At 71.9% G+C, this 24,006-nt stretch carries 25 protein-coding genes and 1 riboswitch; of the genes, 15 read left to right on the top strand and 10 right to left on the bottom strand.

Features of this window, described 5'->3' with window-relative positions; all coding sequences use genetic code 11:
- Window positions 1–156 precede the first annotated feature (156 nt).
- Window positions 157–657, top strand: coding sequence for a roadblock/LC7 domain-containing protein (locus O7620_RS01610; protein WP_278121446.1), 501 nt, complete (start codon window positions 157–159; stop codon window positions 655–657).
- A 67-nt stretch (window positions 658–724) separates the two neighbouring features.
- Here O7620_RS01610 and ppdK read toward each other — a convergent pair whose 3' ends face one another.
- On the bottom strand, window positions 725–3,487 hold the full coding sequence (gene ppdK, locus O7620_RS01605) for a pyruvate, phosphate dikinase (protein WP_278121444.1): 2,763 nt from the start codon (window positions 3,485–3,487) through the stop codon (window positions 725–727).
- Window positions 3,488–3,754: 267 nt separating this feature from the next.
- Between ppdK and O7620_RS01600 the strand changes: the two genes are divergently transcribed.
- Window positions 3,755–5,434 (top strand): beta-N-acetylhexosaminidase, encoded by a 1,680-nt coding sequence (locus O7620_RS01600; RefSeq protein WP_278126810.1) that lies wholly within the window; start codon window positions 3,755–3,757, stop codon window positions 5,432–5,434.
- A 482-nt stretch (window positions 5,435–5,916) separates the two neighbouring features.
- Window positions 5,917–6,579: a C39 family peptidase gene (locus O7620_RS01595; protein WP_278121442.1), complete on the top strand. Its 663-nt coding sequence runs from the start codon at window positions 5,917–5,919 to the stop codon at window positions 6,577–6,579.
- A gap of 239 nt (window positions 6,580–6,818) precedes the next feature.
- Here O7620_RS01595 and dusB read toward each other — a convergent pair whose 3' ends face one another.
- The 4 genes from dusB to O7620_RS01575 form a co-directional block, all read right to left on the bottom strand.
- Window positions 6,819–7,991 carry a tRNA dihydrouridine synthase DusB gene (dusB, locus tag O7620_RS01590; protein ID WP_151489112.1) on the bottom strand — a complete coding sequence of 391 codons (1,173 nt, stop codon included), beginning with the start codon at window positions 7,989–7,991 and terminating at the stop codon, window positions 6,819–6,821.
- A 64-nt stretch (window positions 7,992–8,055) separates the two neighbouring features.
- Window positions 8,056–9,435 (bottom strand): glycine--tRNA ligase, encoded by a 1,380-nt coding sequence (locus O7620_RS01585; protein WP_151489111.1) that lies wholly within the window; start codon window positions 9,433–9,435, stop codon window positions 8,056–8,058.
- 114 nt (window positions 9,436–9,549) lie between these two features.
- The gene (locus tag O7620_RS01580; protein WP_151489110.1) at window positions 9,550–10,029 is read right to left on the bottom strand and encodes a hypothetical protein; all 480 of its coding nucleotides are present in this window, start codon (window positions 10,027–10,029) and stop codon (window positions 9,550–9,552) included.
- Between the two features lie 24 nt (window positions 10,030–10,053).
- Window positions 10,054–10,395 (bottom strand): antibiotic biosynthesis monooxygenase, encoded by a 342-nt coding sequence (locus O7620_RS01575; RefSeq protein ID WP_151489109.1) that lies wholly within the window; start codon window positions 10,393–10,395, stop codon window positions 10,054–10,056.
- 29 nt (window positions 10,396–10,424) lie between these two features.
- Between O7620_RS01575 and O7620_RS01570 the strand changes: the two genes are divergently transcribed.
- From O7620_RS01570 to O7620_RS01535, 8 genes are all read left to right on the top strand, one after another.
- Window positions 10,425–10,682, top strand: a complete 258-nt coding sequence (locus tag O7620_RS01570) for a hypothetical protein (protein WP_278121440.1) — start codon at window positions 10,425–10,427, stop codon at window positions 10,680–10,682.
- 54 nt (window positions 10,683–10,736) lie between these two features.
- Window positions 10,737–11,693 (top strand): metal ABC transporter substrate-binding protein, encoded by a 957-nt coding sequence (locus O7620_RS01565; RefSeq protein ID WP_278121439.1) that lies wholly within the window; start codon window positions 10,737–10,739, stop codon window positions 11,691–11,693.
- Entirely contained in the window at window positions 11,690–12,451 is a 762-nt protein-coding gene (locus tag O7620_RS01560) for a metal ABC transporter ATP-binding protein (RefSeq protein WP_151489106.1), read from the top strand. Before O7620_RS01565 ends, O7620_RS01560 begins: the two co-directional genes overlap by 4 nt.
- A 2-nt stretch (window positions 12,452–12,453) precedes the next feature.
- A complete protein-coding gene (locus O7620_RS01555; protein WP_278121437.1) occupies window positions 12,454–13,326 on the top strand; it encodes a metal ABC transporter permease in 873 nt (290 codons plus the stop codon).
- Window positions 13,327–13,363: 37 nt separating this feature from the next.
- Complete coding sequence (locus O7620_RS01550; RefSeq protein WP_151489104.1) at window positions 13,364–13,663, top strand: metalloregulator ArsR/SmtB family transcription factor; 300 nt, start codon at window positions 13,364–13,366, stop codon at window positions 13,661–13,663.
- A complete protein-coding gene (locus tag O7620_RS01545; RefSeq protein ID WP_151489103.1) occupies window positions 13,660–14,058 on the top strand; it encodes a Fur family transcriptional regulator in 399 nt (132 codons plus the stop codon). The genes O7620_RS01550 and O7620_RS01545 overlap by 4 nt, the downstream gene beginning before the upstream one ends.
- A gap of 158 nt (window positions 14,059–14,216) precedes the next feature.
- Window positions 14,217–14,825, top strand: coding sequence for a hypothetical protein (locus tag O7620_RS01540; RefSeq protein WP_278121434.1), 609 nt, complete (start codon window positions 14,217–14,219; stop codon window positions 14,823–14,825).
- A gap of 131 nt (window positions 14,826–14,956) precedes the next feature.
- Window positions 14,957–15,124, top strand: a complete 168-nt coding sequence (locus O7620_RS01535; RefSeq protein ID WP_192580195.1) for a hypothetical protein — start codon at window positions 14,957–14,959, stop codon at window positions 15,122–15,124.
- A gap of 69 nt (window positions 15,125–15,193) precedes the next feature.
- Here the strand turns inward: O7620_RS01535 and O7620_RS01530 are convergent, their stop codons facing one another.
- From O7620_RS01530 to O7620_RS01515, 4 genes are all read right to left on the bottom strand, one after another.
- Window positions 15,194–17,200 carry an acyl-CoA dehydrogenase family protein gene (locus O7620_RS01530; RefSeq protein ID WP_278121431.1) on the bottom strand — a complete coding sequence of 669 codons (2,007 nt, stop codon included), beginning with the start codon at window positions 17,198–17,200 and terminating at the stop codon, window positions 15,194–15,196.
- Between the two features lie 104 nt (window positions 17,201–17,304).
- Entirely contained in the window at window positions 17,305–17,808 is a 504-nt protein-coding gene (locus O7620_RS01525; RefSeq protein WP_151489100.1) for a DUF6328 family protein, read from the bottom strand.
- Between the two features lie 121 nt (window positions 17,809–17,929).
- A complete protein-coding gene (locus O7620_RS01520; protein ID WP_151489099.1) occupies window positions 17,930–18,679 on the bottom strand; it encodes an SIS domain-containing protein in 750 nt (249 codons plus the stop codon).
- A gap of 100 nt (window positions 18,680–18,779) precedes the next feature.
- Entirely contained in the window at window positions 18,780–19,610 is an 831-nt protein-coding gene (locus O7620_RS01515) for an alpha/beta fold hydrolase (RefSeq protein WP_278121428.1), read from the bottom strand.
- A 107-nt stretch (window positions 19,611–19,717) separates the two neighbouring features.
- A riboswitch (TPP riboswitch) is annotated at window positions 19,718–19,822 on the top strand.
- 74 nt (window positions 19,823–19,896) lie between these two features.
- On the opposite strand from O7620_RS01515, the gene O7620_RS01510 reads away from it, so the two are divergent.
- The 3 genes from O7620_RS01510 to O7620_RS01500 all read left to right on the top strand — a co-directional run bounded on the left by O7620_RS01510 (window position 19,897) and on the right by O7620_RS01500 (window position 22,826).
- On the top strand, window positions 19,897–20,484 hold the full coding sequence (locus O7620_RS01510) for an ECF transporter S component (RefSeq protein ID WP_278121426.1): 588 nt from the start codon (window positions 19,897–19,899) through the stop codon (window positions 20,482–20,484).
- 114 nt (window positions 20,485–20,598) lie between these two features.
- A complete protein-coding gene (locus O7620_RS01505; RefSeq protein ID WP_278126809.1) occupies window positions 20,599–22,029 on the top strand; it encodes an ABC transporter ATP-binding protein in 1,431 nt (476 codons plus the stop codon).
- Window positions 22,026–22,826 carry an energy-coupling factor transporter transmembrane component T gene (locus O7620_RS01500; RefSeq protein WP_151489096.1) on the top strand — a complete coding sequence of 267 codons (801 nt, stop codon included), beginning with the start codon at window positions 22,026–22,028 and terminating at the stop codon, window positions 22,824–22,826. Before O7620_RS01505 ends, O7620_RS01500 begins: the two co-directional genes overlap by 4 nt.
- 124 nt (window positions 22,827–22,950) lie before the next feature.
- On the opposite strand, the gene O7620_RS01495 is transcribed toward O7620_RS01500, so the two are convergent.
- Window positions 22,951–23,343, bottom strand: a complete 393-nt coding sequence (locus O7620_RS01495; protein ID WP_278121423.1) for a hypothetical protein — start codon at window positions 23,341–23,343, stop codon at window positions 22,951–22,953.
- A gap of 291 nt (window positions 23,344–23,634) precedes the next feature.
- Here O7620_RS01495 and O7620_RS01490 point away from each other — a divergent pair, with 291 nt between their 5' ends.
- Complete coding sequence (locus O7620_RS01490) at window positions 23,635–23,931, top strand: MTH1187 family thiamine-binding protein (RefSeq protein WP_151489094.1); 297 nt, start codon at window positions 23,635–23,637, stop codon at window positions 23,929–23,931.
- Window positions 23,932–24,006: the final 75 nt, after the last annotated feature.

Genomic DNA, 24,006 nt, shown 5'->3' with positions numbered 1-24,006 from the left:
GGTAGCGGGTCCACAACCGCCGATCGGCCGGCAGTTGTCGACCGATTGCCGACGGTTACGGGCTCGCGGACGGAGGGTGGCCGCCGGTAGCGTTCCCAGCGCGGAACGTGACCAGCCGACCGACGCGCAGAGCCCGACCGGTAAGGGGACAATCTCGTGGACGCAGACACGGTGGTGGGAACGGAACTACGCGGGCTGCGCCGACGCCGCCCCGAGGTCACCGGCACCGTCCTGGCCGGCACCGACGGACTGCTCATCTCCAGCGACCTGCCCAGCACCGACGCCACCCATCTCGCCGCGCTCGCCGCGGCCAGTTTCGGGCTCGGCCACCGGGTGGCCGACACCGTCCGCCGGGGCGAGTTCCGGGAATCGGTGGTACGCACCAGCGCCGGTTGCGTGGTGACCTACCCGGCGGGGCGCACCGCCCTGCTGACCCTGGTCACCGCGTCGGCCACAGAGGACCTGGAGGCGCTGCACGAGGAGGCTCGGGCGGTGGCCCGCCGGGCCGGTTCGGTGTTGGACACCCGTGGCGGCGGGATCGGCGCCACCCCCGTTCCGGACGCGCACGCCCCGCTGGCCGTGCGTACCCCGATGGCGACCCTGCCCACGCAGCTGCGCCGCTCGGCCCGACCGACCTGGCGTCGCCCACCGATCTGAGCGTCGCCCGCCGATCTCAGCGTCGGTGCCGACGGCGGCCGGTCGCCCGGTCCGCCGCCGGCCCACGTCAGCGGCTGTCCGACCCGCCGGTCTCCACGGCCGCCCGGCCGGCCTCCAGCCGCGCCACCGGCACCCGGAACGGCGAGCAGGACACGTAATCCAGCCCGACCTCGTGGAAGAAGTGCACCGAGTCGGGGTCGCCGCCGTGCTCGCCGCACACACCCAGCTTCAGCCCGGGGCGGGCCGCCCGGCCCTCCTCGGCGGCGATCCGCACCAGCCGGCCGACGCCGTCGCGGTCGATCGACTCGAACGGTGAAATGCCGAAGATGCCCAACTCCAGGTAGCGCCAGAAGAACGCGCCCTCGACGTCGTCGCGGGAGAAGCCCCAGGCCATCTGGGTCAGGTCGTTGGTGCCGAAGGAGAAGAACTGCGCCGCCTCGGCGATCTGCCCGGCGGTCAGCGCCGCCCGGGGCACCTCGATCATGGTGCCGATCAGCACCTCGACGCCGCTGTCCCCGACCACCTCGGCGATGATCTTCTCGGCCTCCGCGCGGACGGTCTCCAACTCCTGCACGGCACCCACCAGCGGCACCATGATCTCCGGCTTGGCCACCCCGCCGCCCCGGGCGCAGGCGACGGCCGCCTCGGCGATGGCCCGCACCTGCATCGCGAACAGACCCGGGATGACCAGGCCGAGGCGGACGCCCCGCAACCCGAGCATCGGGTTCTCCTCGTGCATCCGGCGGACGGCCGCGAGCAGCGCCTCCTCCTTGGCCACGTCCTCGCCGCGCTCCTGAGCGACCGCCACGTTGACCGCGAGCTGCTCCAACGGCGGCAGGAACTCGTGCAGCGGCGGATCGATCAGCCGGACCGTGACCGGCAGCCCGTCCATCTCCCGGAAAATCTCCACGAAATCGTCCCGCTGCAACGGCAGCAGCGCCGCCAGCGCCGCCTCCCGCTCACCCTCGGCCCGCGCCAGGATCAGCCGCTCGACCAGCTCCCGCCGATCGCCGAGAAACATGTGCTCGGTGCGGCACAGCCCGATGCCCTCGGCGCCGAAACGCCGGGCACGCGCGGCGTCCGCGCCCGTGTCGGCGTTCGTGCGGACCGCGAGCCGCCGCTTCCCGTCGGCGTGCGTCATGATCCGGTGTACGGCCCGGACCAGCGCGTTGTCGATGTGCTCGGGGTCGAGGCTGCCCTCGAAGTACTGCACGACCTCCGACGGCATGACCGGCACCTCACCGAGGTAGACCTTGCCGGTGGTGCCGTCGATGGAGACGACGTCACCCTCGTTGACGGTCTGTCCGGCCACGGTGAACCGCTTCGCCGGCACGTTCACGTCGATCGCGTCGGCACCGGACACGCAGGTCTTGCCCATGCCCCGCGCCACCACGGCGGCGTGGCTGGTCTTGCCGCCACGGGAGGTGAGAATGCCCTGGGCGGCGATCATGCCGTTCAGGTCGTCGGGGTTGGTCTCCCGGCGGACCAGGATCACCGACTGCCCCTCGGCGGCCAGCTCCACGGCCCGCGCCGAGGTGAAGACGACCGTGCCGGACGCCGCACCGGGCGAGGCGCCGATGCCCGTGGCGACCGCCTCGAACTCGTGGTCGATCTGGAAACGGGGGAACATCAACTGCGCGAGCTGCGCGCCGTTGACCCGGTGCAGCGCCTCGTCCAGGTCGATCAGACCCTCGTCGACGAGCTGCCCGGCGATGACGAACGCGGCGGCGGCCGTGCGCTTACCGACCCGGGTCTGCAACATCCACAGCTTGCCGCGCTCGATGGTGAACTCGATGTCGCAGAGATCCTTGTAGTGCTCCTCAAGCCGGGCCATGATGCCGAGCAGCTCGTCGTAGGACGACTTGTCCAGCTGCTCCAGCTCCTGCAACGGCACCGTGTTGCGGATGCCGGCGACCACGTCCTCGCCCTGGGCGTTGGCCAGGTAGTCGCCGTAGATGCCCTGCGCCCCGCTCCCCGGGTCGCGGGTGAACGCGACGCCGGTGCCGGAGTCCGGGCCGAGGTTGCCGAACACCATGCTCACCACGTTGACCGCGGTGCCGAGGTCGGCCGGGATCCGCTCCTGGCGGCGGTAGAGCACCGCGCGCTCGGCGTTCCACGACTCGAAGACGGCACGGATGGCCAGATCGAGCTGTTCGCGCGGCTGCTGCGGAAACTCCCGGCCGGTGTGCTTCAGGAAGATCTTCTTGTACGCGTCGACCAGCCCGCGCAGGTCGTCGGCGTCCAGATCCAGGTCGTTGTGCGTACCCTTGGCGCTCTTGATCTCGTCGAGGGCGTGCTCGAACTCCTCGCCCGGCACCTCGCAGACGGTCTTGCCGAACATCTGGATGAGTCGCCGGTAGGAATCCCACGCGGACCTGTCCGCGCCGCCGGAGGCGGCCTGGCCGGTCGCGCCGCCGGAGGCGGCCTGGCCGGTCGCGCCGCCGGCCTGCCGCGCGAGACCTTCCACGCTCTGGTCGTTGAGGCCGACGTTCAGGACGGTCTCCATCATGCCGGGCATGGAGAACTTCGCGCCGGAGCGGACGGACACCAGCAGGGGATCCTGCGGGTCGCCGAGGCGCTTGCCCATGGCGCGCTCCAACGATTCCAGGTGCCTCTCGATCTGACCGGCGAGCCCGTCGGGCTCCCGACCGGTCGCGAGGTACGCCTGGCAGGCCTCGGTGGTGATCGTGAAGCCGGGGGGCACCGGCAGGCCGAGGTTGGTCATCTCGGCGAGATTGGCGCCCTTTCCGCCGAGCAGGTCCTTGAGGTCCTTGTTGCCCTCGGAGAAGTCGTAGACGTATTTGTGATCGACGGTCTCTTGCGATGCCACCAGAGCCTCCCACGCGCGCCGGGATTGACACTTAACGAAGGTTCAGGGCGAAGGTTAAGCGAACATCGAGTGGGCTGCGACCGTTCGGTGACAATAGGCACAGCCATCACGACTATCCGCGTTCGTACCGGTTTTTGGGAACGCTTCCACGCGCAGGATCACGCATCCCGGCCGAGCGCCGTACGCTTGACGGCACGCCAGCCGGCGAACCTCACTTTTGCCATAACCGACGCGAATACACCCCTCGGAGTCGCTGCCGTGTCGACCATTCCCTCCCCCGGTCTCACCCCCGGCGCGACCGGACCCACCGGCCCGGTGCCGCTGCCGTCGCACGAACCGGACGCTGCCGCGCTGGCCCGGGCCGCCGAGCGGTCCGCCGGCGATCTGCTCGCCCCACCGACTCCGATCCGGCTGTCCGACGTCGTACCCGCCCCGCGGCAGGTCGAGCCGGCTCCGACCGACGACTGGCTGCTGCCACCCGACGCGGTCATCGTGGCCAGCGCCGACCCGGGCGCGCTGACGGTCGCCACGCACCTCGCCGACCTGCTGCGCCCGGCCACCGGATACCCGCTGCCGGTCACCGATTCACCCCGACCGACGCAAGACGGGGGCATTACCCTCACGCTGGTCGGCGACGACAGTCTGGGCGCCGAGGGGTACCGGCTCGCCGTGACCCGCGCCGGCGTCACCATCACCGCCGCCACGGCCACCGGCCTCTTCTACGGCGGGCAGACCCTGCGTCAGCTGCTGCCGCCGTCGATCGAGAGCCCGACCCCGGTCAGCGAACGGTGGACGTTGCCCGGCGGCACCATCACCGACGCTCCCCGATTCCCGTACCGGGGCGCGATGCTCGACGTGGCACGGCACTTCTTCACCGTCGAGGACGTCCTGCGCGTCGTCGACCACCTCGCCCGGTACAAGCTCAACCACCTGCACCTGCACCTCACCGACGACCAGGGCTGGCGCATCACGGTCGACTCCCGGCCGAAGCTGACCGCCGTCGGCGCAACGACGGCGGTCGGTGGGGCGCCCGGCGGGTCCTACACGAAGGCCGACTACCAGCGGATCGTCGCCTACGCGGCCGACCGCCACATCACCGTCGTCCCGGAGATCGACCTGCCCGGCCACACCAACGCGGCGCTCGTCGCGTACCCGGAACTGGCGCCGGACAAGGTCGCACCCCCGCCGTACACCGGCACCGAGGTCGGTTTCAGCTACGTCGACCCGACCGACGAGCGGACGTACGACTTCATCGCCGACGTGCTCGGTGAGGTGGCCGCGCTCAGCCCTGGCCGGTGGCTGCACATCGGCGGCGACGAGGCGTTCAAGGTCAAGGGTGAGGTGTACACCGGTTTCGTCGAGCGGGTGCAGCGCATCGTGGCCGGGCTCGGCAAGACCGTCGTCGGCTGGCACCAGCTCGCGCCGGCCGGGCACGTCGACGGGAGGGTCCTGCAGTGGTGGGGCACGAACGGCGGCGATGACCCGACGACGACCGAGGCGGTACGCCGCGGTGCACGGCTCATCGTCTCCCCCGGCAACCACGCCTACCTGGACATGAAGTACGCCCCGGACACCCCGATCGGGCACGACTGGGCGGGTCTGATCGACGTGCGGAGGGCGTACGACTGGGATCCCGCCACACACGTTGCCGGCGTACCCGCCACGGCCGTACTCGGCGTGGAAGCCCCGCTCTGGACCGAATCGGTCACCTCGCTCGCCGAGATCGAGTTCATGCTGCTGCCCCGTCTGCCCGCCATCGCCGAGCTGGGTTGGTCACCCCGGGCCACGCACGACTGGGACGACTTCCGCGAGCGGCTGGCCGGGCACGGCCCGCGCTGGACGACCGCCGGCGTCACCTTCCACCGCGCCCCCGAGATCCCCTGGCCGTCCGCACCGACCGTCCCCACCCAGCGCACCCCGACGCGCGAGGACGTCAACCCGACATAGGCCCCTGATCCAACTCGGCTTCGCCGATGTCGGGGTGTCCCCGCCCGCCCGGCATCGGAAGACAGCGACATAACCGACCCGAAATCGATCACGCCGCCTGTCCGTTTTGTCGGGATGCCCGGCGCGCATATCGTCCCGTCTGACCGTCACCGTCCCGTGGTCAAGGCCACCCGCCCGACGGAATCGGCGGCGGGCCGGGGTCGTTATACCTGGCACGCCACCGCGACTGCACGGTCGCTGGCGCACGGCGGTCGCCGGGAACACCGGCCAGGCCGCCCCGGTTACACCCCGGCACAGCCGAGCACCACAGGCCCGACGGTCTGGCGGAATGATCCGCCGCTGCGGACCGTTACATCCTGTCCCGACGCCGGCCCCCCTGTGGGTCGCCGGGCAGATTCCCCTTGAACTTCCCCCGCACCGGCACGCACCCCCCGTGGCACGGCCGTTGCGGTATCCCCCGACAGGCAGAGGAGCACGCCATCATGCGTACCGATCTGATCCGTAAGACCGCCCTGACCGCCGCTGGCCTCGCGTTCACCGGCGGCGCCATCGCCGGCCCCGTCACCGCCGCCTACGCCGCGTCGCAGACCACACCGAGCACCCACACCCACACCCACACCGACCGCAAGAGCGGTGAGCGGGAACTGGCCGTGCGCTACGAAGCCCAGCCGAACTTCTACTACTGCGGCCCCGCCGCCACCCGCAACGCCCTGTCCGTACAGGGCAAGAACATCAACGTCGACGACATGGCCAAGGAAATGGGCACCACCGAGGCCGGCACCAACTCCATCAACGACATCACCCCCGTGCTGAACAAGGAAACCGGCAAGCCCAACGCCTACCACTCCGTCGAGATCCCCAACCCGAACGCCGACGCCACGCAGACCGACAAGCTGCGCGCCGACATCGTCACCACCGTCGACGACGGACGGGCCGTGGTCGCCAACATCGCCGGCACCAGCACCGACACCGACGGCAACACCCACTCGTTCGAGGGCGGGCACTACATCAGCGTCGTCGGCTACCGCGACGGTGGCAACACCGTGAAGATCGCCGACTCCGCCAACCCCGACACCGCCTCCTACTGGATCAGCGTCGAGCACCTCGCCGACTGGATCGCCACCCGCGGCTACTCCACCAGCTGACCCACACACCCACACACCGAAAGGGCCGGACCCCAACCGGGGCCCGGCCCTTCGGCATGTCCCGGGGGGCGGGTGTACCTCGCTAGTCCCCTGGAGTTGATGTCGTCAACGAATCAGGCGCGGCCGCCAACGTCAGCCGGCCGCAGGCAGCGGACCGCGGGCATCAGGCTGCCGGCCACGGCAGCGGGCCACGGGCGGGGACGGGACCACCACCGTCCGCTCACCGGTCGCGGAGCGGCTCAGCCGCCGGAGTCGTCCATCTCGGCACCCTCGGGGACGGTGTCGTCGTCCCGGCTGGCGAGCCAGCCGTCGGGCAGGAAGACCTTGCCCGGCGAGTTGGTACGCCCGCGCGGCTGGCCCAGGGCCGCGACCGGGAACGGCTCCGCCGGGTCTAGCTTGCCGAGCAGGTCGTCGAGCTGGGCCAGGCTTTCGATCATTGCCAGCGAGCGGCGCAGCTCACCGCCGACGGGAAAGCCCTTGAGGTACCAGGCGACGTGCTTACGGAAGTCGGTGCAGCCGTCCCGCTCGCCCCGCGCCGGGTTGCGCGCGCCCGCCACGAACTGGTCGACCAGCAGCTCGGCGTGCCGGCGCATGGTCACCGCCACCTCGCCGAGGGTGGGCAGCCGCCGCTCCGGCCGACCGTTGAACGCGGCCTCCAGGTCGGCGAAGAGCCACGGCCGGCCCAGACAGCCACGCCCGATCACGACGCCGTCGACGCCGGTGTGCGCGACCATCCGCAGCGCGTCGTCGGCCTCCCAGATGTCGCCATTGCCGAGCACCGGCACGTCGAGGGCCTGCTTCAGGGTGGCGATGGCGTCCCAGTCGGCGGTGCCCGAGTAGCGCTGCGCGGCCGTCCGCCCGTGCAGGGCCACCGCGGCCACGCCGGCGTCCTGGGCGGCGAGCCCGGCTTCGACGTACGTCAGGTGGTCCTCGTCGATGCCCTTGCGCATCTTGACCGTGACGGGCACCCCGGCCGGCGACGCGGCAGCGACCGCGGCCTTCACCAGCCGGGCGAACAGCCGACGCCGCCAGGGCAGCGCCGCGCCGCCGCCACGTCGGGTCACCTTGGGTACGGGGCAGCCGAAGTTGAGGTCGATGTGGTCGGCCAGGTTGCGTTCCACGACGATGCGCACGGCCGCCGCGGTGATCTCCGGATCGGTGCCGTAGAGCTGGAGGCTGCGCGGCTTCTCGTCGTCACCGAAGGCGATCATGCGCAGCGTCTTCGGGTTCCGCTCGACCAGCGCCCGGGTAGTGATCATCTCGCAGACGTAGATGCCGCCGCCCTGCTCCCGACAGAGCCGGCGGAACCCGACGTTGGTGATCCCCGCCATCGGCGCGAGGACCACCGGGGGCCACACCTGGTGCGGCCCCAGGGTCAGCGGGCGCAGCGCGGGCACGGTCGACGCAGTCACCGCACAAGTGTACGGGGCCCCGACCGGCGCTTTCCGCGTCGGCCGGGGCCCCGTGCCCACCGTCTCAGCAGCCGGGGAGGCGCTCGATCAGGTAACGCTCGACCTGGTCCAGGGAAACCCGCTCCTGGGCCATGGTGTCCCGGTTGCGCACCGTCACGGCGTTGTCGTCCAGGGTGTCGAAGTCGACGGTCACGCAGAACGGGGTGCCGATCTCGTCCTGCCGGCGGTAGCGGCGGCCGATCGCCTGCGAGTCGTCGAACTCCACCACCCACCGCTTGCGCAGCAGTGCGGCGAGGTCCTTCGCCTTCGGCGACAGCGCCTCGTTGCGGGACAGCGGCAGCACCGCCACCTTCACCGGGGCCAGCCGCGGGTCGAACCGCATCACGGTGCGCTTGTCCACGCCGCCCTTGGTGTTCGGCGCCTCATCCTCGTCGTACGCCTCCAGCAGGAAGGCGAGCACCGCGCGGGTCAGACCGGCGGCCGGCTCGATGACGTACGGCATCCAACGCTCGCTCTTCGTCTGGTCGAAGTACGACAGGTCGACGCCGGAGTGCTTGCTGTGCGTGGAGAGGTCGAAGTCGGTGCGGTTGGCGACACCCTCCAGCTCGGCGAACTCGGTGCCGCCGAACTGGAAGCGGTACTCGATGTCGACGGTGCGCTTCGAGTAGTGGGAGAGCTTCTCCTTCGGGTGCTCGTAGAGCCGCAGGTTGTCCGCCGACAGGCCGAGGTCGAGATACCAGTTCCAGCGTTCTTGGAGCCAGTACTCGTGCCACTGCTCGTCGGTGCCCGGCTCGACGAAGAACTCCATCTCCATCTGCTCGAACTCGCGGGTCCGGAAGATGAAGTTGCCCGGGGTGATCTCGTTGCGGAACGACTTGCCGGTCTGCGCGATGCCGAACGGCGGCTTCTTGCGGGCGACCGTCTCGACGTTCTTGTAGTTGACGAAGATGCCCTGCGCGGTCTCCGGGCGCAGGTAGTGCAGCCCCTCGTCGCTCTCCACCGGGCCCAGGTAGGTCTTCATCAGGCCGTTGAACATCTTCGGCTCGGTGAAGGTGCCCTTGTTGCCGCAGTTGGGGCAGTTCAGCTCGGCGAGCGAGGTCAGCGGCTTGCCGTGCTTCTCGGCGTACGCCTCCTCCAGGTGGTCCGCCCGGAAGCGCTTGTGGCAGAACTGGCACTCGGTGAGCGGGTCGACGAACTCGGCGATGTGGCCGGACGCCTCCCACACCTTGCGGGCCAGGATCACGGCGGAGTCGAGACCGACCACGTCGTCACGCTGCTGGACCATGGTCTTCCACCACTGCCGGCGGACGTTCTCCTTGAGTTCCACGCCGAGCGGACCGTAGTCCCACGCCGATCGGGTGCCTCCATAGATCTCGCTGGAGGGGAAGACGAAGCCTCGGCGCTTGGCGAGACTGACGACGGCGTCGATACGGTCGACTGGCATGTTTCCTCCTACGCCGGCTGGCGGTCGGCGGGGGCGAGATGTGGATGGAACGGTCGGTTCGGGACAACGGTACGACCACCGTCACCCCAAGCCCAGCAGAATACCGGGGGCGGATCAGCTCACCCCGCAGACCTCCATACCTCCGGTCTGGCCGTCCTGGCCCAGATCGACCTGCTGCTGCTCCCGGTCGCCGCCGTCGAGTGTCACGTCGACCGGGACGGTCAGGTTGGTGGTGTCCACCTCACCCACCCGGAAGGCTGCCACCTGGGGCTCGGCGGCGGCCCGTCGTTCGAACTCGGCGCGCGACTCGCGCCGCTGCGCGTCGTCGCAGAGCTGGTCGTACGCCCGCCCGTAGTCCTTCTCGACCAACGCCTGGTAGTAGTCGCCGGTCACGGTGCGGCCCTGCTCCCGGACGGCCTGCACCCCACTGACGGCCAGGCCGACGACGGCCGTGCCGCCACCGCCGCAGCAGAGGAGTACGGCGAGCGCGCCGACGCCGAGGCCGATCCAGAGCCGGGTCCGTCGGCCCTCGGTGGGCGGCGCGGCGAACGGCGGAGCCACACCGGGACCGGGCGGCGGGGCGGGTGCGGTCATAGGAGCAGCGTAGTGTCCGGCGGCTCAGCGGTAAGGACCCGCAGCCCGATCACTCTCGGCGACGACCACGGCCCCGCCGGGCGCGGCGGTGGCCAGCGCCTCGTACGCGGACGGTTCGTCGACCGACTGCGCGAGCAACGGAACGGCGCTGACCTTGACTTCGAAGGCGCCCAGTGCCCGCCGGTACGTGCCGACCGACTCCCACTCGGTGACCAGGGACCAGTACCGGGGGTCGTCGAGCGCCCGGACCAGTTGGCCACGCAGGTAGCCGGGGCAGGCGGCCAGCGCGGTGAGGGCGGCGTGCGCCCGTTCGGTGAAGTCGTCGGCGACATCGACGTCGACCACGAACCGGTTGGTCACCAGCACCGGGGGTTCCTCCTCGTAGAGTCTGTGGGATGCAGCGTACGCAGCGCCCTCTGCTGGCCCGTCTGGCCGGGGCGAACCCGACGTCGGTGTTCCTGCTCACCCTGGTGGTGGTGCTGGTGGCGTTCTTCACGCCCGGCGTGATCGGCGGGCTGCTGACGCTCGCTCTCGCGGCGGTGCTGATCGCCCTGTTGGCGACGACCTGGCCGGTTCAGGCGCCGCAGACTCGGATGATCCGGCTGCTGATGCTGGCCCTCCTGGTGGCGGTGGGCCTCGCGAAGCTGCTCTGACATGCAATCATGCGTTTTTGACAATCATTATCGTTGCCACGGACAGTTGACGACATGACCAACCACACCACATCCCGCGTCCTGGCCGCCGCGACCGCCCTGCTCGCCCTGGGCGCCGGGGCCGGCTGCTCCACCGGCGGTCCCGCCGGCGCCGACCCGCAACGGGTCGACGTGGTGGCCGCGTTCTACCCGCTGCAGTTCCTCGCCGAACGGATCGGCGGCGACGCGGTACGGGTGACCAACCTCGCCAAGCCCGGCGCCGAGCCGCACGACCTGGAACTCACCCCGAGCCAGGTCGGCCAGGTCACCGAGGCCGAGCTGATCGTCTACCTCAAGGGCTTCCAGCCGGCGGTGGACGACGCCGTCGCGCAGAACGGCGGCGACCGGACGTTCGACGTGACGAGCGTGCAACCGCTGCTGGACACGACCGCCGGCGGCCACAACCACGAGGGTGAGGGTGAGGGTGAGCACGCCGAGGCGGAGAACGCCGGCGGCAAGGACCCGCACGTCTGGCTCGACCCGACCCGGCTGGCCGCCATCGGTGACCAGCTCGCCCAGCGGCTCGGCAAGGCCGACCCGGGCCACGCCGGCGACTACACCTCGCGCGCCACGGCGCTACGCGCCGACCTGACGGCCCTGGACGGCGAGTTCACCCAGGGCCTGGCGACCTGCCAGCGGCGGGAGATCGTCACCAGCCACGCCGCGTTCGGTTACCTCGCCGACCGGTACCGGCTCGACCAGGTCGGCATCACCGGGCTGAGCCCGGACGTCGAGCCCTCCCCGCAGCGGCTCGCACAGGTCATCGAGGAGGCGAAGGAGCACAAGACCACCACGATCTTCTTCGAGACGCTGGTCAGCCCGAAGGTCGCCGAGACCATCGCCGGTCAGGTGGGCGCGAAGACCGCGGTGCTGGACCCGATCGAAGGGCTCGCAGCGGGCAGCAACGGGGACTACGTTTCGGTGATGCGTACGAACCTGCAGGCACTGCGGACGGCCTTGAGCTGCTCGTGACCACACCTGTCATCGCCGTGCGGCACGCGACGGTCGGCTACGACGGCCGTCCCGTGCTCCGGGATATCTCGCTCACCGTGTCCGCCGGCGAGGTGGTCGCGCTGCTCGGCGCCAACGGCTCCGGCAAGTCCACGCTGATCCGCGCCGTGCTGGGGCTGGTGCCGCTCAGCGCCGGCTCGGTCACCCTCTTCGACCGCCCGTTGCGCCGGTTCCGGCAGTGGGAGCGGATCGGGTACGTCCCGCAACGCCTGGGCGCCGGCGGCGGCGTACCGGCCACCGTCCGCGAGGTGGTGGCCTCCGGCCGGTTGGCCCGCCGAGGGGTGCTCCGCCCGCCGGGCCGAGCCGACCGGGCCGCCGTCGACGCCGCGCTGCGCGCCGTCGGGCTCGCCGACCGGGCCGCCGACCCGGTCGCCACCCTCTCCGGCGGCCAGCAGCAGCGCACCCTGATCGCCCGCGCGCTGGCCGGTCAGCCGGAACTGCTCGTCCTCGACGAACCCACCGCCGGGGTGGACGCGGCCAGCCAGGAGGCGTTCGCGAGCGCGCTGCGCGACTTCGTCGCCGGCGGCGGGACGGTGCTCCTGGTGGCACACGAACTGGGTCCGCTGCGGCCGGTGATCACCCGTTGTGTCGTCGTACACCAGGGGGGTGTCTGCCACGACGGCGCGGTGCCGGACCCGGCCGGCCATCACGCGGAGCCCGACCACGACCACGTGCATCCGCACGGTCCCGACGAGCCCGCCGGGCTGTGGAGCAACTGAGCATGGAACTCTTCCAGTACCCGTACATGCAGCGGGCCCTGATCGCCGCGTTGGTGATCGGCCTGGCCGCGCCGGCGCTCGGCATCTACCTGGTGCAGCGTCGCCTCGCGCTGATCGGCGACGGGATCGGGCACGTGGCGTTGACCGGCGTCGGCGCCGGGCTGCTGCTCAACCGCTCCCCGGTGCTGGTGGCGGTGATCGTGGCCACCGTCGGCGCGATCACCATCGAGCTGGTCCGCTCCCGCGGGCGTACCTCCGGCGACCTGGCGTTGGCGCTGCTCTTCTACGGCGGCATCGCCGGCGGCGTAATGCTGGTCGGCCTCTCCGACGCGAACAGCGCCACCCTGAACGCCTACCTGTTCGGGTCGCTGACCACCATCTCGCCCAGCGACCTGATCACCATCGCGGTGCTCGGCACGGCGATCCTGATCGCCATGATCGCGCTGCGCCCGGCGCTCTTCGCGATCAGCCACGACGAGGAGTACGCGCGGGTCTCCGGCCTGCCGGTGCGCACGCTCAACCTGCTGATCGCGGTCACCACCGCGGTGACCGTCACCATCGCGATGCGCGCCGTCGGTGTGCTGCTGATCAGCGCGCTGATGGTGGTGCCGGTGGCCACCGCCCAGCAGGTCACCCGGGGCTTCCGCAGCACGATGACCGCCGCGATGGCGCTCGGGTTGTTCGCCGCCGGCTCGGGTGTCTGGGTGGCCGCCACCGCGGACACCGCCCCGGGCGCCTCGGTGGTGCTGCTGGCGATCGCCTCCTTCCTGGTGGTGGCGGTGGCGGCCGGGGTCTGGCGGAGGCTGCGTCGCCGGGCCACGCCGGCCGCCGCGCCGACGGCGGAGCCGCACGAGGTCGTGCTGGGCTCATCCTGATCAGCGACAGGCCGGCGGTATTGGTTACCGTTGCACGATGACCAGCACCACGGGGTACGACGGGTTCGACGGGGCCAGCGAGCTGCTCCGCGCCCTGTCGGCGCCCATCCGGCTGGCCATCGTGAGCGAGCTGGCCGACGGTGAGCGGTGTGTGCACGAGTTGGTGGAGAAGCTGGGTGCCGCGCAACCGCTGGTCTCCCAGCACCTGCGGGTGCTGCGCGGGGCGGGCGTCGTCCGGGGCTCCCGCAGAGGTCGGGAGATCGCGTACACCCTGGTCGACGAGCACGTCGCGCACATCGTGGCGGACGCGGTCAGCCACGCCGGGGAGGGATCATGAGCGAGGGCAGCGCCGCGGTGCGCAACACCCGACAGCGCTCGGCGGTGAGCGCGTTGCTGGGCGAGATGGAGGGCTTCCACAGCGCTCAGGACCTGCACGCGATGCTGCGCCAGCGCGGTGAGCGGGTCGGCCTGACCACCGTCTACCGCACCCTGCAGGGGTTGGCGGACGCGGGCGAGATCGACGTCATGCGCCCGCCGGGCGGCGAGCACCTCTACCGCCGGTGCAGCGAGGGCCACCACCACCACCTCGTCTGCCGGGCCTGTGGCCGCACCGTCGAGGTGGCCGGCCCGGCGGTGGAGAGCTGGGCCGACCGGGTCGCCGCCCAACACGGGTACGCCGATGTCAGCCACACGATGGAGATCTTCGGCACCTGCCCGGCCTGCGTCCGCTGACACCTGGCCGCCGAGCGGCACCGTCATGATCACTTTGTCGTCAGCAGTTCTTCGAGCCCACTGGCAACTACTGGCGACAAAGTGATCATGGTTTGTGTCGTCCCGAGCGCTGATTCGACGGGTGTCGGGCCGAAGGCGTTCGTGGCACGCTGTCCGGCGTGAAAATCTATGCCGATCGGTTTCCGACCGCCGCCCGCCAGTTGCTCACCGACCTGCTCGTCGTCGCCTGGGTGTACGTGGCGATCCGCGGCGCGCTCTGGCTGCACGACCTGGTGGAGAAGCTCGCCGTGCCGGGGCAGAAGTTGGAGGGCGCCGGCAGCGGACTCGCCGACAACCTGGGCGACGCCGGCAGCAAGGTCCGCCGGGTGCCGCTGGTCGGCGACGAGTTGACCGCGCCCTTCCAGCGGGCCGCCGACGCCGCCCGGGGGCTCGCCGACGCCGGCCGCGACCAGCAGCACTTCGTCGACCAGCTCGCCCTCGCCCTCACCATCGCGGTGTTGATCTTCCCGCTCGGTCTGGTGCTGTTCGGGTGGCTGCCCCTGCGGGTGCGCTGGATGCGCCGGGCCGGATCGGCCGCGAAGCTCGCCGCCGGGCCGGCCGGGCGGGATCTGCTCGCCCTGCGCGCGCTGGCCACCCAGCCGCTGGGCCGGCTGACCCGGATCGCGCCCGACGTCGCCGAGGCGTGGCGACGCGGCGACGACGAGACCGTCGACGCCCTGGCCGCACTTGAACTGCGCCAGCTGGGCCTGCGCGGCAGAGGCCGCTGAGGCCGGCCATACCGCCGGACGTACGTCGGCGGCGCTCTTCGGAACGGCCCGGACGGCCGCCCCGGCGGCGATCCACGCCACCCCCGCCTGCCGCAGCCGACCTGCGGCGATGGTGCCGTTAAGGTCTTCGGGTGTTCTACTTCCTGGTCGTCATCGCCGTCCTGCTGCTCGTGTACGCCGCCGTCCTGGTCTCCTTCGTCCGCCGGGGCAGGAAGATTCCGCCCGCGGCGTACCTGGGTCTGGCGGTGCTCAACGGCCTGATCCTGGCGGCGGTGCTGGCCTGGGCGGTCGCCCGCTGACCGCTGACCGCTCTCGGCTCTGCGCGGCAGCGGGCAGCTAGCAGCGGGCAGCGCGATAAGCAGCGGGCGTTACGGCTTCGGCGGGATGCGACGGCGGACGTCCTCGGCGGTGGACGGGCCGGGCGACCAACGGGCCACCCAGGGCAGCTCGTCGGACGGGGTGATGACGCCGTCCTCCAGGCCGGCGTAGCGGCCGGCGAGGATCCGCTTCGCGGCGGCGGTGTCGACCGAGTCGGTGTTGTCCCACAGGGCGTTGAACAGCGCGTCCACCCGTACCCGCGCCTGCCGGCAGAACAGGTCGGCCAGCTCGACGTTCTCCGGACGGCTGTCCCGCTCGGCGGACGCCCGGACGCAGACCGCGGACATCGCGAACAGCTCCGCGCCGATGTCCACGACACGGCCGAGGAACGCCTGCTTGCGCTCCATCTTTCCCTGCCAGCGGGACATCGCGTAGAACGTCGACCGGGCCAGCTTGCGCGACGACCGTTCCACCTGGCGCAGGTGGGCGGCCAGTGGCCCGAACTCGGCGTACGCCGACGGGCTCTGGCCTCGGCCGACGGCCAGGGTGGGCAGCCACTTCGCGTAGAAGGCACCGGCGCGGGCGCCGGCGCGGGCCTTGCGGCCGAGCCCCGCGTCCGGGTCGATGATGTCGCCGGCCACCGACAGGTGGGCGTCGACGGCCTCCCGGGCGATCAGCAGGTGCATGATCTCGGTGGAGCCCTCGAAGATCCGGTTGATCCGCAGGTCACGCAGCATCTGCTCGACGGCGGCCGGGCGTTCGCCGCGGGCGGCCAGCGAGTCGGCCGTCTCGTACCCGCGCCCGCCCCGGATCTGGATCAGCTCGTCGGCGATCTTCCAGGCCATCTCGCTGGCGTACAGCTTGACCAGCGCCGCCTCGATGCGGATGTCGTTGCGGTCGTCGTCGGCGAGCAGGCAGCACAGGTCGAGCATGGTCTCCATGCCGTACGTGGTGGCGGCGATGAAGGAGAGCTTCTGCGCGACCGCCTCGTGCTCGCCCACCGGCCGACCCCACTGGACCCGGTCGGCGGCCCACTCGCGGGCCACGTTCAACGCCCACTTGCCGGCGCCCACGCACATCGCCGGCAGCGACAGCCGGCCGGTGTTCAACGTGGTCAGCGCGATCTTGAGGCCCTTGCCCTCGCCGCCGATGACGTTCTCGGCGGGCACGAACACGTCGTGGAACCGGGTGAGGCTGTTTTCCAGGCCGCGCAGGCCGACGAACTCGTTGCGGCGTTCCACGGTGATGCCGGCGCTGTCGCCGTCCACCACGAACGCGGTGATTCCGCCGCGCCGGCCCTCGCCGGCCGGCACCCGGGCCATCACCACCAGCAGGGTGGCGACGATGCCGTTGGTGGCCCAGAGTTTCACCCCGTTGAGCCGGTAGCCGGTGCCGTCCTCGGTCGGCTCGGCGATGGTGGCCAGCCGGGCCGGGTCGGAGCCGACGTCCGGCTCGGTGAGCAGGAACGCGGACACCTCGCCGGCGGCGAGCCGGGGCAGGAACCGCTGCTTCTGCTCGGCGGTGCCGAACATCTTCAACGGCTGCGGCACGCCGATCGACTGGTGTGCGGAGAGCAGCGCGCCGATGGCCGGGCTGACCGAGCCGGCCAGCATGAGTGCCCGGCAGTAGTGCAGGTTGCTCAGCCCCAGACCGCCGTACCTACGGTCGATCTTCATGCCGAACGCGCCGAGGTCGGCCAGGCCGTGGAACACGGTGTCCGGGATGGACGCGTCCCGCTCGATGGCGGCACCGTCCACCTCGGAGGTGAGAAAGGCGCGGAACCGAGCGAGGAACTCCTCGGCGCGTGCCACGTCGTCCGGGTCGGAGCGGGGCCACGGGTCGATGAGGTCGAGCCGGAACCGGCCGAGGAACAGCTCCTTGCCGAAGCTGGGCCGATCCCAGGCGGATTCGCGGGCGGCCTCGGCGACCTGCCGGGCCTCCTTCTCCGAGACCTGCCCGGCCTCTGCCGAAAGTGGCGCGGCGGCACCGGCGGTGCCGGGCGTGGTATCGGCGTCGGGGCCGTCCGGTGCCGGTCGGCCGTCCTGCGTCGTGGTCACGGCTGCCCCCTCGAAACTCGGTGCGGCTGCGTCGACGTGCGCGACTACCGCCACGCTACCCCCGGTTGTTACCCAGGGGTAGCGCTGCGTGAAGATCGGCCCGATCAGCGACCGCTGAGAGTGTCCGGGTCGTCGTCCTCGTCGTCGATGTCGTCCTCACCCCAGCTGCGGCGGGCGAACGGCAGCATCACCCAGAACGTGAGGAACCAGAGCCCGGTCAGGGCACTGAGCACGAAGGCGATCGGCCGGTCCAGCACGAAGTCGGTGATCAGCAGGACGGCGCTGACCATCGCGATCAGCATGAAGGCCAGGCCGCCGGTGGCCATCCGGTGGGCGAAGCGGACCAACTCCGGCTTACGCCCCTGACGGAACAGCGCCCGGTGGAACGCGACCGGCGAGATGATCATCGCGGTGGCGGCGGCCGCGGCGAGCAGCGCCACGATGTAGACGTCGCGCTGGAACTCGGTGGTCTGGGTGAAGCCGTTGCTGAACGGCAGCGTGAGCAGGAATGCGAAGAGGATCTGCACGCCGGTCTGGGCGACCCGCAACTCCTGCAACAGGTCGGCGAAGTTGCGCTGCCAGCGCTGCTTCTCGGTCTCCTTCGACACGCGCTACCTCCGGTGAGACGCTACTGCCGGCGGTCCCGGCCGCCGGCAGCAACGCCAATGCCCCACCCGGCCGAGCGTGAAACAGGTTCACGACACCTGCCGTTCATCTCGGCGACGTGTGTCAGGACCCGCGCCGGATCCGACCCGCGTACCGGGCCTCCAACTCCGCGTTGTGCGCGTCACCGTCGGGGATGTTCGCCGACAGGTAGACCGGGGGCCGCTCCCCCGCCGCCAGCAACCGGGCCACCACCTCCACGGTGACCTGCTGGGCCAGCAGCGCCGCCGTGATCGAGGAGACCGCGCCGACCGCGCCGCCGCCGGGCAACGGCAGGGTCGCGTCGCCGTACGGCGCACCGTTGTCGAGCACCACGTCGGCGAGGTCGGCCAGCTTGCGACCGGACGGGTGCCGGGAGGTCATCCGGCCGGAGTGCAGCGCGGAGGTGATCGCCACCAGCCCGTGCCCGCGTTCCTTCACCAGCGCGGCGAACTCCACCATCGCGCCGTTGACCCCCGAGTTCGAGGCCAGCACGAACACGTCGGTGGGCCGTACCGGGGCCAGTTCGTAGAGCCGGTGGGCCACCTCCGGGTCGCGCTCCAGCAGCGGGCCGAGCCGCTCGGCCGGTTCGCCGCCGAGCAGCACCAGGTCACGCAGCGCGATCCGGTTGGTCGGCACCAGGCCACCCGCCCGCCCGGCGATCTCCATGGCGAGGGCCTCCGAGTGGCCGGTACCGAACGCGTGCACCACCCCGTCGGCACGGACCGCGTCGGCGATCAGGTCGGCGGCCCGCCCCACCGCCTCGCGCTGACTGGCGGCCACCCGCCCGATCGTCTCGGTCACCACGGCCAGGTAGTCCTCGGCACTCACCGTCATGCGTCCTCCGTCGTCCGATTGCGGGCCAGCCAGTGCACGCGAGGTCGACCGCCGCCCGCCGGCGCATCGACCCGCCACATCCCGATGTCGACCGCCCGGCTCAGGCCGTTGCGGTGGCCCGGGCCAGGATCGCCTCGGCGAGCGGCCCGGGCGCGGTGTCCGGGATCCAGTGACTCACCCCGGGCAACGCCACGAAGCGGTAGTCGCCGGTGACGTTGGCGGCGCACGCCTCGGCGGCGGTGCGGCCGATCGCGACGTCCCGGTCGCTCCACACGTACGTGGTGGGCACCTCGACCGGGCCGACGCCGGCCAGGTCGGATCGGGACATCGCCCGGTACCAGTTCAGGGCGGCGGTGAGCGCGCCCGGCTCACGCATCGGGTCCGCGTAGCGGGCCACCCGGGACGCGTCACCCACGCTGCCGAGCATCTTGCACAGGGCCGCGGCGTGGAAGGCCAGCAGCACCCTCTCGGCCGTGCCCAGCTTGCGGAACAGCGCCATGTACGACGAGCGCGCCTTCTGCTCGGTGTCGGTGGCGAGGGCGTGCGCCATGGCCGCGGGATGCGGCACCGACACCGCCGTGAGCGTGCGGACCCGCTCGGGGTGCGCGGCCGCCACCGCCCAGGCCACCACCGCGCCCCAGTCATGGCCGACCAGGTGGACGGCGTCCAGGCCGAGCGCGTCGAGCACCGCCACCACGTCGGCGACCAGTTCCGGGATCCGGTACGCGTCCACCGCCGCCGGTCGGGCGTCGGGCGAGTAGCCGCGCTGATCCAGCGCGTACGTGCGCAGCCCGGCCGCGTGCAACGCGGGGACGACGTCGTCCCATTCGCCGCTGTGCTGGGGGAAGCCGTGCAGCAACAGGACGGCCTCGCCGTCCGGCGGCCCACCGGCGCGTACCTCGAACATGAGACCTCGTGCGTCGACCCGCATGATCGTCAGCCTACCCAGCCGGCTTCCGCCGGGCCGGACGCCGAGGTGGGGCGGACGCCCTGCTGGGCTGGCACCCCTGGTCGGTGCTAGCGTCAGCGAGACAACTTCACATCCGACAGGGGAGCGCACAGCGCTGAGAGTGCGGGCACGCCCGCAGACCCTCGAACCTGATCTGGGTAATGCCAGCGCAGGGAGTTCGGTCGACCTCCAGCCGCGCCGTCGTCCGGTGCCACCGGGCGCGGCGTGCGTCTTCTCCTGGTTCTTTTCCTTGAACTGGGAGCACAGCATGGACAACACCACCAACCGTTGGCGCACCATCGACATCGTGGTCGCCTCGGTGATCGCGGTGGCCTTCGGCGTCATCTTCTGGGCCTGGGGCCTGGTCTGGAGCGCCACCGAGGGGGCGTTCGCCTTCTTCCCACCGGCGCAGACCCTGCTCTACGGCGTGTGGCTGATGCCGGCCGTCATCGGCGGCCTGGTCATCCGCAAGCCCGGCGCCGCCCTCTACTGCGAGACGGTGGCGGCGGTGCTCTCCGCGCTGCTGGGCAGCCAGTGGGCCGGCACGGTGATCCCGCAGGGCATCGTGCAGGGCCTCGGCGCCGAACTGGCGTTCGCCGCCTTCCGGTACCAGTCGTTCCGGCTGCCGACCGCCGTGTTGGCCGGCGCGTTGACGGGTCTCAGCGCCGCGCTGTTCGACTTCTTCATCTGGAACGTCGACTACGCGCTGGTCGACTACCGCATCCCGTACGCGCTGCTGACCATCGTCAGCGCCACCGTGATCGCCGGCGTAGGCGGCTGGCTGCTCACAAAGGCCCTGGCCAACACAGGCGTCCTGGACCGCTTCCCGGTGGCCCGGGACCGAGCCCCCATCTGACCCCACCCACTCGCGTCGATCATGAGGTTGACGGGTGGATGGATCGTCAGAACCACCGTCAACCTCATGATCAACCGTGCAGGGTGGAGCCCGGGTCGGAAGGGGGTGGGTGTGGTGGGCGGGGTACTGCTGCGCGGGTTCGGGTGGCGGCACGCCGGGCGGCGGGCGTGGGCTCTGCGCGGGGTTGACCTGCGGGTTGAGGACGGCGAGCGGGTTCTCCTGCTCGGTCCCTCGGGGGCCGGAAAGAGCACCCTGCTCAGCGCGCTCGCCGGGCTGCTGCCGGAGGACTCCGGCGAGCAGGAGGGCACCGTCGAGATCGACGGGCTCGACCCGCGCAAGGGCCGGGAACGGGTCGGCATCGTCTTCCAGGACCCGGAGACGCAACTGGTGATGGCCCGCAGCGGCGACGACGTCGCGTTCGGGCTGGAGAACCGGGGCGTACCGACCGGCGAGATCTGGCCCCGCGTCGACGAGGCGCTGCGCCGGGTCGGCTTCCCGTACCCCCGGGACCGCAACACGGCGGCGCTCTCCGGCGGGGAACAGCAACGTCTCGCCCTGGCCGGCGCGCTGGCCCTGCGGCCCGGCCTGCTGCTGCTCGACGAGCCGACCGCCAACCTCGACCCGGCCGGCGCGGACCTGGTCCGGCAGGCGGTGGCCGGCACCCTGGACGCCGACACCACGCTGATCCTGGTCGAGCACCGGGTCGCCGAGGCGCTGCCGCTGGTCGACCGGGTGGTCGTCCTGGAACCCGGCGGCGGGGTCCGCGCCGACGGGCCACCCGAGGCGGTCTTCGCCGCGCACGGTGCCGCCCTCGCCGCCCAGGGCGTGTGGGTGCCCGGTCACCCCATCACGCCCCGGCCGGCCACCGCCGCCGCCGGGGACCTGCTGATCACCGCCGAACGGCTCGGCCTGCCGCCCCGGCTGGGCCCCACCGACCTCGCGGTACGCGCCGGCGAGGCACTCGCCGTACGAGGTCCCAACGGCGCCGGCAAGTCCACCCTGGCCCTACTGCTCGGCGGGCTGCTGCGACCGGGCACCGGCCGGGTCACCGCCTCCGCCGAGCTGGCCGGGCCGGATCACCGCACTCCCCCGCACCGCTGGCGTGCGCCCGCGCTGGCCCGGCGCATCGGGTCGGTCTTTCAGGACCCGGAGCACCAGTTCGTCACCGGCACCGTCTTCGACGAACTGGCCCTCGGCCCGCGCCGCACCGGCCAGACCGAGGCAGCCGTCAAGGACACCGTGGCCGCGCTGCTGGAGCGGCTACGACTGGCACGGCTCGCGGCAGCCAACCCGTACACCCTCTCGGGTGGGGAAGCGCGGCGGCTGAGCGTGGCGACCGCCCTGGCCACCGCGCCCCGCCTGCTGATCTGCGACGAACCCACCTTCGGCCAGGACCGGCGGACCTGGCGGGAACTGGTCGACCTGTTCGCCGACCTCCGCGACGCCGGGCACGGCATCGTCGCGGTCACCCACGACGCGGACTTCGTCGCCGCGCTCGCCGACCGCACCATCACCCTCCAGCTGGCCCCGGACGGCAGCCGATGATCAGTATCGAGCCGGTCGCCGCGCCCGGCGCGCCCCTGGCCCGCCGCAACCCGGTGGCGAAGGTCGCCGCCGCGCTGGCCTTCTCGTTCATCCTGCTGGCCACTCTGGACCCGGTCGCCCCGGCGATCGCCATCGCCCTCGAACTCGCGCTGCTGCCGCTGTTCGGCATCCGCTACCGGGTGCTGGCCCGGCGCGCCCTGCCGCTACTGCTCAGCGCCGCCGGCATCCTCGTCACCCTGGTGCTGTTCGCCGCCGACCGCTCCGGCCGGGTACTGCTGGATGCGGGGCCAGTGCTGGTGAGCACCGGTGTGCTGCTCACCGCACTCGGTCTGGTGCTGCGCGTGTTCGCGGTGGCCCTGCCCGGCGTGATCGTCTTCGCCACCACGGACCCCACCGACCTGGCCGACGCGCTGATCCAGAACGCGAAGGCACCCGCGCGGTTCGCCATCGGGGCGCTGGCCGCGTTCCGGCTGGTGCCGCTGCTCGGCCAGGAGTGGCAGATGATCAGCATGGCCCGGCGGGCGCGGGGCGTCGACGCCGGACGCAACCCGGTGGCGAAACTGCGGCTGTTCACCTCCACCGCGTTCGCGCTGCTGGTCGGGGCGATCCGTCGGGGCACCCGGCTCGCGGTGGCGATGGACGCGCGCGGCTTCGACGCCGGCACACCCCGCACCGTGGCCCGCCGGCAGTCCTTCACCCGCGCCGACGCCCTCCTGATCGCCGGCTCGGTCCTGCTCGCCGGAGCAGCCCTGACAACAAGCGTCCTCCTGGGCACCTTCCGCCCCCTGCTCAGCTGATTCCCCCGCCCGCCCCCGGCCTGTTCCCGGCTGGTATAGCCGTTATGCGGGGACAGAAAGTGCAAGCAAGATCGGCGGGAACGGCGGGGCCGGGAGGGCGGGGCCGGGAGGCCCGGTGGGTTGGTCAGCTGCGGCGGAAGGCGTAGCGGCGGGGCTGGCCGGCTCGCTGGCTCTTGCCGCCTGCCGAGCGGGCTCCGCCGTTCTGCGGCGGGCCGGCCTTCGGTGCCACCGCTTTCGCGGCCGGCGAGGGGTCGACCGGCGAAACGTCCGGCACGGCGGGTGCTTCCAGCACCGCGGGCACGTCCAGCGCAGGCGGTGCGTCGAGCACCGCGGGCACGTCGACCACGACCGGCACGTCGGGCGTCGGCGTCCCGGCCGCTCCCACCTCGACCGGCAGCGCCGGCAGCGCCGACTCCACGGGCAGGGTGGGGAGCGGGCCGTGGCCGGCCGCCGGGTCGATGCCGAGCGGTGTCGCTTGCGGGGTACGGGACTTCTTCGGATTACGCCTGGCGGGCATCCGGGCCTCCTTCGGTGCCGACCGGCACGGCCGGTCCCGCGCTCCGGCGGCCGGTCGGATCGGCTGGCGACCGCCGCAAACGCGACGGTCGGATGGGGAAGGGACTGCTCACCGGGGTCGGGTAGCGCCAGCCGTGTCACGGCGGCGGGGAGATGCGGGACGCCCGGGAGCGCACGGACCGCGACGCGGGGCGGCGGACCGGCTCGGAAGATGGGGCGTCAGTTACGCATGCCCGAAACCCTAACCACCGCCCGGCCGGACGCGCACCCGAATTACTGGCACGATCGGCACATGCTGATCGCGTTCTCGATCACCCCGCTCGGTGGCGGTGACTCCGTGGGCGACCTGGTCGCCGAGGCGGTGCGGGTGGTCCGTGAGTCCGGCCTGCCCAACCGGACCGATGCCATGTTCACCACCGTCGAGGGCGAGTGGGACGAGGTGATGGCGGTGGTGAAGCGGGCGGTCGACGTGGTGGCCGCGCAGGCACCCCGGGTCAGCGTGGTGCTCAAGGCCGACGTCCGGCCCGGGGTCACCGATGCGCTCGCCGGAAAGGTCGCCCGGATCGAAGCCCGCCTCGCCGAGGGCTGACCCCCGGGGCCACCGTCGGCAGCACCGAAACTACCAGGAGTAACGGGACGTCGATCACTGGTCCGTATCGGCGCG

Source organism: Micromonospora sp. WMMD710, assembly GCF_029626045.1.
GTDB lineage: Bacteria > Actinomycetota > Actinomycetes > Mycobacteriales > Micromonosporaceae > Micromonospora.
The sequence above is the reverse complement of the archived record's forward strand: the minus strand, read 5'-3'. Positions and strand labels throughout refer to the sequence as shown.